Below are 9121 nucleotides of genomic sequence, written 5' to 3' on the forward strand. Positions count from 1 at the left end.
GGACACGCGCACAAGGAAGTGCAGTTTCCCGCACAACGGAGTGCGGCCCCACGCCCCCATCTCCCCCGGCGTGGACCCCCAAGCCAGCAGTCCTGCAGGCCGAGCTGCCGCGCGTCGACGAAGCGCGCACCAGGCACCCGGCCATGTCTGTTTGCCCGAAAACAGTCAAGACAGGCGATGCCACGGGAGGGCCCGTTGTGACCCACCACCACCAGCCGAAGCACGGTCTTTACGACCCGCAGTTCGAGCACGACGCCTGCGGTGTCGCGTTCGTCGCCGACCTCGCCGGTCGGAGAAACCACGCGATCGTCGCCCAGGCGCTGGTCGCGTTGCGCAACCTGGAGCACCGGGGCGCGCGGGGCGCGGAGCCGGAGACCGGCGACGGCGCGGGCATCCTGATCCAGGTGCCCGACGCGTTCTTCCGCGAGGTCGTCGACTTCGACCTGCCCGAACCGGGCGCCTACGCGGTCGGCACCGCCTTCCTGCCGCACGAGGACGACGAGGTCCGCGCGCGGATCGAGCGCATCGCCGAGGAAGAGGGCGCGACCGTCCTGGGCTGGCGCGACCTGCCCGTGGACACCGACCACGTCGGTCCCACGGCCAAGACCACCATGCCCCGGTTCCGCCAGCTGTTCATCGGCGGCGAGGACGGCATGGAGCTGGAGCGCCTGGCGTTCGTCGTGCGCAAGCGCGCCGAGCACGCCACCGGCGTCTACTTCCCGAGCCTGTCGGGCCGCACCATCGTCTACAAGGGCATGCTCACCGAGCCCCAGGTCGAGAAGTTCTTCCCCGACCTGACCGACGAGCGGGTCACCAGCTCGATCGGCCTGGTGCACTCCCGGTTCTCCACCAACACGTTCCCGTCGTGGCCGCTGGCCCACCCGTACCGGTACGTGGCGCACAACGGCGAGATCAACACGCTGCGCGGCAACCGCAACTGGATGGACGCGCGCGAGTCGATGCTCGCCACCGACCTCATCCCGGGCGACCTGGAGCGGATCTTCCCGGTCATCACCCGCGACGCCAGCGACTCGGCGACCTTCGACGAGGTCCTGGAACTGCTCCACCTCGGCGGCCGGTCCCTGCCGCACGCCGTGCTGATGATGATCCCCGAGGCGTGGGAGAACCACGCCGAGATGGACCCGCAGCGGCGCGCGTTCTACGAGTTCCACTCCACGCTGATGGAGCCGTGGGACGGCCCGGCGCTGGTGTCGTTCACCGACGGCACGCTGATCGGCGCGGTCCTGGACCGCAACGGCCTGCGCCCCGCCCGCTACTGGGTCACCGAGGACGGCCTGGTCGTGCTGGGCTCCGAGGCGGGCGTGCTCGACCTCGACCCGACCACCATCGTCCGCAAGGGCCGCCTGGAGCCGGGCCGCATGTTCCTCGTCGACACCGCGCAGGGGCGGATCATCGACGACGAGGAGATCAAGGGCGAGCTGGCCGCCGAGCACCCGTACCAGGAGTGGGTCTCCGACGGCATCCTGCACCTGGCCGACCTGCCCGCGCGCGAGCGCGAGGTGCCGACGCACGCGTCCCTCGTGCGTCGTCAACAGGTCTTCGGCTACACCGACGAAGAACTGTCGCTGCTGCTGCGGCCGATGGCGAAGACCGGCGCGGAGCCGATCGGCTCGATGGGCAACGACGCCCCGTTCGCGCCGCTGTCCAACCGGCCCCGGCAGCTGTTCGACTACTTCACCCAGCTGTTCGCGCAGGTCACCAACCCGCCGCTGGACGCGATCCGCGAGGAGCTGGTCACCTCGCTGCACGCGACCCTCGGTGCGGAACCCAACCTGCTGGAAGCCGACGCGAGCAGTTGTCGTCGGATCTCGCTGCCGTTCCCGGTGCTGGACAACGACGAGCTGGCCAAGCTGGTGCACGTGGACGACGACGGCACCCTGCCGGAGTTCCGCACCTACACCGTCCACGGCACCTACGACGTCAACGGCGGCGGTGACGCGCTCGTGGGCCGCCTGGCGGAGATCAAGGTCGAGGTGTCGGCGGCGATCCGCGACGGCGCGCGGCTGGTCGTGCTCTCCGACCGGGGCGTGGACGCCAACCACGCGCCGATCCCGTCACTGCTGCTGACCGGCGCGGTGCACCACCACCTGGTGCGGGAGAAGACCCGGACCCAGGTGGACCTGATCGTGGAGTCCGGCGACGCCCGCGAGGTGCACCACATCGCGCTGCTCATCGGCTACGGCGCGAAGGCGGTCAACCCGTACCTGGCGATGGCGTCGGTCGAGGAGATGGCCGACCTCGACCCGAGGACCGCCACCCGCAACCTGATCAAGGCGCTGGGCAAGGGCGTGCGCAAGACGATGTCCAAGATGGGCGTCTCGACCGTCGCCTCCTACACCGGCGCGCAGATCTTCGAGGCCATCGGCCTGGGCGCGGAGGTCGTGGACTCCTGCTTCACCGGCACCACGTCCCGGCTGGGCGGCATCGGGTTCGACGTGATCGCCGAGGAGGTCGCGCGCCGGCACCGGCTCGCGTTCCCGCCCGACGGCGTCCGCGCCCACCACCGGGAGCTGGAGGTCGGCGGCGAGTACCAGTGGCGTCGCGAGGGCGAGGCGCACCTGTTCAACCCGCAGACCGTGTTCAAGCTCCAGCACTCCACGAAGACCGGTCGCTACGACATCTTCAAGGAGTACACGAAGGCCGTGGACGACCAGTCCAAGCGGCTGATGACGCTGCGCGGCCTGTTCGAGTTCAAGGACGGCGTGCGCCCGCCGGTGCCGATCGACGAGGTCGAGCCGGTGTCGTCCATCGTCAAGCGGTTCGCCACGGGCGCGATCTCCTACGGCTCGATCTCGCAGGAGATGCACGAGACCCTGGCCATCGCCATGAACCGGCTGGGCGCGAAGTCCAACACCGGCGAGGGCGGCGAGGACCCGGAGCGGCTCTACGACCCGATCCGCCGCTCGGCGATCAAGCAGGTCGCGTCCGGCCGGTTCGGCGTGACCAGCGAGTACCTGGTCAACGCCGAGGACATCCAGATCAAGATGGCGCAGGGCGCGAAGCCCGGCGAGGGCGGCCAGCTGCCCGGCGCGAAGGTGTACCCGTGGATCGCCCGCACGCGGCACTCCACGCCCGGCGTCGGCCTGATCTCGCCGCCACCGCACCACGACATCTACTCGATCGAGGACCTCGCCCAGCTCATCCACGACCTGAAGAACGCCAACCCGGCCGCCCGCATCCACGTGAAGCTGGTGTCCGAGGTCGGCGTCGGCACGGTCGCGGCGGGCGTGTCCAAGGCGCACGCGGACGTCGTGCTCATCTCCGGCCACGACGGCGGGACGGGCGCGTCCCCGCTGTCGTCGATCAAGCACGCCGGCGGCCCGTGGGAGCTGGGGCTGGCCGAGACGCAGCAAACACTGCTGGCCAACCGGTTGCGCGACCGGATCGTGGTGCAGACCGACGGCCAGCTCAAGACCGGCCGGGACGTCGTCATCGCGGCCCTGCTGGGCGCGGAGGAGTTCGGCTTCGCCACCGCTCCCCTGGTCGTGTCCGGCTGCATCATGATGCGGGTCTGCCACCTCGACACGTGCCCGGTGGGCGTGGCGACGCAGAACCCGGCGCTGCGGGCGAAGTTCGCGGGCAAGGCCGAGTACGTCGTGAACTTCTTCGAGTTCGTGGCGCAGGAGGTGCGCGAGCTGCTGGCGCACCTCGGTTTCCGGTCGCTGGAAGAGGCCGTCGGCCACGCCGAGCTGCTGGACACCCGCAAGGCCGTGGACCACTGGAAGGCCGCCGGGCTCGACCTGTCGCCGATCTTCCACGTGCCCGAGCTGCCCGCGGACGCCCCGCGGCACCAGGTGGTCGAGCAGGACCACGGGCTGGAGAAGGCGCTGGACAACACGCTGATCCAGCTCGCCGAGGGCGCGATCGCCTCCGGTGACCGGGTGCGGCTGGAGCTGCCGGTGCGCAACGTCAACCGCACCGTCGGCACCATGCTCGGCTCGGAGGTCACCAAGCGGTGGGGCGGCGAGGGCCTGCCCGACGACACCATCGACGTGACGTTCACCGGCACCGCGGGGCAGTCGTTCGGCGCGTTCCTGCCGCGCGGCATCACGTTGCGGCTCATCGGCGACGCGAACGACTACGTCGCCAAGGGCCTGTCCGGCGGGCGGATCACGGTGCGGCCGGTGCCCGACGCGCAGTTCACCGCCGAGCAGCACATCATCGCGGGCAACGTCATCGGCTACGGCGCGACCAGCGGCGAGATCTTCCTGCGCGGCAAGGTCGGCGAGCGGTTCTGCGTGCGCAACTCCGGCGCGCTGGCCGTGGTCGAGGGCGTGGGCGACCACGGCTGCGAGTACATGACCGGCGGCCGGGTGGTCGTGCTCGGGCCGACCGGGCGCAACTTCGCGGCGGGCATGTCCGGCGGCGTGGCCTACGTGCTGGACGCGCGCGAGCAGCGGGTCAACCAGGAGATGGTGGACTTGGACCCGCTGGACGACACCGACCGCGAGTTCCTGCGGACGGTCGTGGAGAAGCACTACGCGGAGACCGACTCCGCCGTGGCGCACGGGTTGCTGGCGGACTGGGACCTCGCGGTCGACCGGTTCACCAAGGTCATGCCCAAGGACTACAAGCGGGTGCTGGCCGCGCGGGCGCGGGCCGAGCAGGAGGGCCGCGACGTGAACGAGGCGATCATGGAGGCCGCACATGGCTGACCCGCGCGGTTTTCTGACCACCGAGCGCGAGACCCCGCGCAGCCGTCCGGTGTTCCTGCGGCTGCGCGACTGGCGCGAGGTGTACGAGGAGTTCGAGCGGCCCCGGCTGGAGAAGCAGGCCGGGCGCTGCATGGACTGCGGCATCCCGTTCTGCCACCAGGGCTGCCCGCTGGGCAACCTGATCCCCGAGTGGAACAGCCTGGTGTGGCAGCAGGACTGGCGCGACGCCATCGAGCGGCTGCACGCCACCAACAACTTCCCGGAGTTCACCGGGACGCTGTGCCCCGCCCCGTGCGAGGCCGCTTGCGTGGTCGGGATCAACGGCGATCCCGTCACGATCAAGCGGGTCGAGATCTCGATCGTCGACCGCGCCTTCGACGAGGGGTGGGTCACGCCCCAGGAGCCCCGGACCCGCACCGGCTTCAAGGTGGCCGTGGTGGGTTCGGGGCCCGCGGGCCTGGCGGCGGCGCAGCAGCTGACCCGCGTGGGCCACGACGTGGTGGTGCTGGAGCGGGCGGACGCCATCGGCGGGTTGCTGCGCTACGGCATCCCCGAGTTCAAGATGGAGAAGTGGCGGCTGGACCGCCGGCTGGACCAGATGCGGGCCGAGGGCACGCAGTTCCGGACCAACGTCAACGTCGGCGTGGACGTCACGGTCGAGGAGCTGCGCGCCTCGTACGACGCGGTGGTGCTGGCCGGCGGCGCGACGGCGTGGCGGGACCTGCCGGTGCCCGGCCGCGAGCTGTCCGGGGTCTACCAGGCGATGGAGTACCTGCCGTGGGCCAACCGGGTGGCGCGCGGCGAGCTGCCGGACTCGCCGATCTCGGCCGCCGGCAAGCACGTCGTGGTGATCGGCGGCGGCGACACCGGCGCGGACTGCGTCGGCACCGCCCACCGGCAGGGCGCGGCGTCGGTGACCCAGCTGGAGATCATGCCGCGGCCCGCGGAGACGCGGTCCGAGGCGCACCCGTGGCCGACCTACCCGATGCTCTACCGGGTGACCTCCGCGCACGAGGAGGGCGGCGAGCGGGTGTACTCGGTGTCCACGGTCGAGTTCCTGGGCGACTCCGACGGGGCCGTGCGGGCGCTGAAGCTGGTCGAGGTCGATGCGAAGTTCCAGCCGGTGCCGGGCACCGAGCGGGAGATCCCGGCAGAGCTGGTGACGCTCGCGATGGGCTTCGTCGGGCCGGAGAGGGCCGGGTTGCTGGAGCAGTTGGGCGTCGAGCTGGACGCGCGCGGCAATGTGGTGCGCGACGAGGAGTTCAAGACGACCGTGGACGGCGTGTTCGTCGCCGGCGACATGGGCCGCGGCCAGTCGCTGATCGTGTGGGCCATCGCGGAGGGCCGCTCGGCCGCCGCGGGCGTGGACGCGTTCCTCACCGGGCGGCAGGTGCTGCCCCGACCGATCGAGCCGACCGACCGGCCGATCGCGTGAGCCGGTCCCGCGGTGGGTGGACAACGGAGTCCGCCCACCGCGGGGCCACCACGCTCAGAGCGTCTCCGCCAGCGCCACCAGCTCCTCGGTGGACAGGTGCCCGGTGACGGCCCAGCCGACGCCGTCGCCGGCGGTCCACATCAGCCTGCGGGCGGAGCACTCGACCGGACCGCTCAGGCTGGACCGGTCGGGGTCGCTCACCTGGAACCGCGTCTCCGAGGGTGCTTCGACCACGAGCGCGGTCGCGCCGGCCAGCGGCACCTCGATGGCCGGCGTCCCCGGCTGGGGCTCCAGCCGCGCCGCCTCGGGGTAGCGCTCCAGGGTCACCGGCATCCCGTCGACCCGGTACCTCGCCACGACGTAGCCGGTCGGCTGCCGGACGACCGCGAACCTCAGCTCCTCCGGCTCGCCCCACGGCGTGCCGGCACCCGGCGGTCGCCACCCGGTCCGCTCCGCCACCTCGTCGGCGGTGACCACCCACGGCTTGCCGAAGCCCTCGCAGTGCGCTGACCGCCACGGCTGGTCGGTGTAGGTCGTGAAAGGCGTCGAGGTGGTCGTCGTGGTCGCGGGCACGGCGTCGCGGGCGACGACCCAGGGCACGACCACGCCCGCCACCGTCACCCCGGTCAGCAGGGCCGCCGCGGCGGCGAGCACGCCGATGTCGCCGAACCGCCGCTTCCGTGGCGGGGTGCGGGTCGCCGCCTCGGTGATGGCGGCCACGGTGGCGTCGTCGGGCTCGTGGTCCCAGTCGCGCCCGAGGGCGCGCAGTTCGTCCTCCAGCCGCTCAGCCACGGTCCACCTCGCCTTCCACCTGCGCCCGCAGCCGCTTGAGCGCCCGCGCGGCCCGCGACTTGACCGTGCCCTTCGGCCACGCCAGCACGTGGGCGGTCTCCTCCTCCGACAGGTCCAGCACGTACCGGCAGCCCAGGACCTGCCGGTCCCTGTCGGTCAACCGCCACAGCGCCGCCCACAGCGCCTTCCCGCGCTCGTCGGCCAGGACGAGGTCCTCGGGCTGCTCGGGCAGGGGTTCGAGCGGGGTGTGGGCGACGAACCGCACCAGGGCGTCCAGCCGGCGGCTGCGGGAGCGGTGCAGGTTGCGGACCAGGTTGGCCACGATCCGCAGCAGCCAGGGCCGGAACGCCGCGTCCGCGCGGAACCCGGCGAGCCCGGCGTGGGCGCGGACGAACGCGTCCTGCACGACGTCGTCGGCCTCCGCGCCCGCGCCCATCAGCACGGCGACGCGGTGCGCCGCCGAGTGGTGCGCCCGCACCAGGTCCGCGAACGCCGTCGGGTCGCCGTCCCGGGCGCGGGCCACCAGCCGTGCCTCGTCCGTGGCGGTTGCCGTCATACCCCCTCTACACCGCGCGGGGGTCGGAGGTTCCACATCAGCCCGTGGGCGCGAGTTCGACGTCCGCCACGCGCAGCGGCCGGCCCACGAAGTCCCGGCCCGGCCACCGCGGGTCCGAGCCGGTCCACGACACCGAACCGCAACTCATCGTCACGGTGGTCCGGCCCGGGTCGGGCGTGCCGGGGAACGCGAACGTCCCGCGCACCGTCGCGCCGCCCGGGACGTCGAGGAAGAACGGCTCGCGCAGGACGTCGAACAGCCCGTCGAGCCGGAACTCCGCCTCCCCCGTGACCAGCCGGCACGAGTCCACGACGCTGACCTTGGCCGCCATCGCGCCGCGGTTGACGGCGGTGAACGCCACCTTGGTGAAGTTGTCGGTGACCTCGACCTTCTCCACCTTCAGCGACAACGGCCCGAGCGTCCCTTCCACCGGCTGCCCCAACCGCTGCGCCCGGACGCTCTCCCCACTGGTGATCCGGTCGATGGTCCACGACAGGGCGTAGGCCGTCCCACCACCCACCACGAGCAGGACGAACGCCGCCGCCGCGAACGGCCCCATCGTCGCCCCGCGCGCCCGCCGCCGCTCCGGCAGTTCCCGCAACAGGTCGACGATCAACGGCACGGCCCCCAGCGCCACCGCCAGCCCCGCGGTCAGCAGGGGCGTCATGGACGGCACCAGCAGCTTCACCACGCCGCCCACGAGGAGCGCGATCGCCCCGAACAACACGGCCCGCCCCAACGTGAGGAACCTCCGCCGCCGCCGAGGCGCGGGCCCGGTCCGCCGAACCGCCGCCCGCCGCTGGTCCCGCCGATCCTGCGAAGTGCTCACCGAACCCCCACCACGACACCCAAGGTCCACAACAGCCACCAGCGTGCGCCCGACTCCCCCACCCGGCCGCCCGACGGGCGGGGAAACCACTCGGAAGAAGGATCACCGTTCACGCTTCGGTCAGGTGCTGCGCGATGTCCGGGCGGGTCGGCCGCTGTGCGGTGGAGGCCGGTGTCGGTCCAGGGCTTGGCCGGCGAGTCCAGGGCTTGGCCGGCGAGTCCAGGGCTTGGCCGGCGAGTCCGACGTCGCCCCGGGCCGGTGCTCCGGGGTGCCGCATGATGCGGATCCGTTCAGCGAAAGTCCAGACTGTCTTTGTCCAACGTTCAACCTTACGGTCGATCCCGGACCGCGGGCTCGGCGGAGGTCGAACGGCGGCCTCGTGGGCTCGGGTTGGAGGGCTGCGATGGGCGACAGGCTCGACGGTCACGAAGTTCGCGATCCCCACGATCTGCACACCCGCGTCGAGGCGCAGTTGGACCAGGCCGCGGAGGAGGTCACCCGGCGGTTGGCGGGCGCCAGGAGCCACGGCGTCGTCCGCGAGGCCGTCGCGGACGCCTACCGGCAGCTCGCCGCGCGGGCCAAGGTGCACGCCTTCCTGCCCATCCTGGCCGCCCGGCTGGCGCTGCAACGGCTGCAGGAGGTCCGGTAGGCCGCCCCGGGCACGCCCGGGTGGTGGTCGCGCATGGCGCGGTGCGGGCCGCCCGGCTGGTGGTCGCGCCGGCGACGGTCTGATGCCGTGATCCCCGGGGGTGCGCCGTATGGTATTCGTGCGGCAGTCGACGATTCAACCGTTCTGCAGTGGCTGAAGGACGGCACTCAACTCGCACCCGCAC

General features: G+C 72.2%; 6 protein-coding genes. 3 read left to right on the forward strand and 3 right to left on the reverse strand.

Annotation, left to right across the window (positions count from 1 at the left end):
- The first annotated feature begins 197 nt into the window (after positions 1 to 197).
- Positions 198 to 4676, forward strand: a complete 4479-nt coding sequence (gene gltB / locus AB0A74_RS35460) for a glutamate synthase large subunit (RefSeq protein ID WP_358256532.1) — start codon at positions 198 to 200, stop codon at positions 4674 to 4676.
- Positions 4669 to 6111, forward strand: coding sequence for a glutamate synthase subunit beta (locus AB0A74_RS35465; protein WP_358256534.1), 1443 nt, complete (start codon positions 4669 to 4671; stop codon positions 6109 to 6111). Before gltB ends, AB0A74_RS35465 begins: the two co-directional genes overlap by 8 nt.
- Positions 6112 to 6165: 54 nt before the next feature.
- On the opposite strand, the gene AB0A74_RS35470 is transcribed toward AB0A74_RS35465, so the two are convergent.
- From AB0A74_RS35470 to AB0A74_RS35480, 3 genes are read right to left on the reverse strand one after another with little or no spacing between them, the layout of a single operon-like run.
- Positions 6166 to 6903, reverse strand: coding sequence for a hypothetical protein (locus AB0A74_RS35470; protein WP_358256536.1), 738 nt, complete (start codon positions 6901 to 6903; stop codon positions 6166 to 6168).
- Complete coding sequence (locus tag AB0A74_RS35475) at positions 6896 to 7459, reverse strand: RNA polymerase sigma factor (protein WP_358256538.1); 564 nt, start codon at positions 7457 to 7459, stop codon at positions 6896 to 6898. The genes AB0A74_RS35470 and AB0A74_RS35475 overlap by 8 nt, the downstream gene beginning before the upstream one ends.
- Before the next feature lie 37 nt (positions 7460 to 7496).
- Positions 7497 to 8288 (reverse strand): hypothetical protein, encoded by a 792-nt coding sequence (locus AB0A74_RS35480; RefSeq protein ID WP_358256540.1) that lies wholly within the window; start codon positions 8286 to 8288, stop codon positions 7497 to 7499.
- 403 nt (positions 8289 to 8691) lie between these two features.
- Between AB0A74_RS35480 and AB0A74_RS35485 the strand changes: the two genes are divergently transcribed.
- Complete coding sequence (locus AB0A74_RS35485; RefSeq protein ID WP_358256542.1) at positions 8692 to 8937, forward strand: three-helix bundle dimerization domain-containing protein; 246 nt, start codon at positions 8692 to 8694, stop codon at positions 8935 to 8937.
- Positions 8938 to 9121: the final 184 nt, after the last annotated feature.

It is taken from the genome of Saccharothrix sp. NPDC042600, from assembly GCF_040647305.1.
GTDB classification, from domain to species: domain Bacteria; phylum Actinomycetota; class Actinomycetes; order Mycobacteriales; family Pseudonocardiaceae; genus Actinosynnema; species Actinosynnema mutabilis.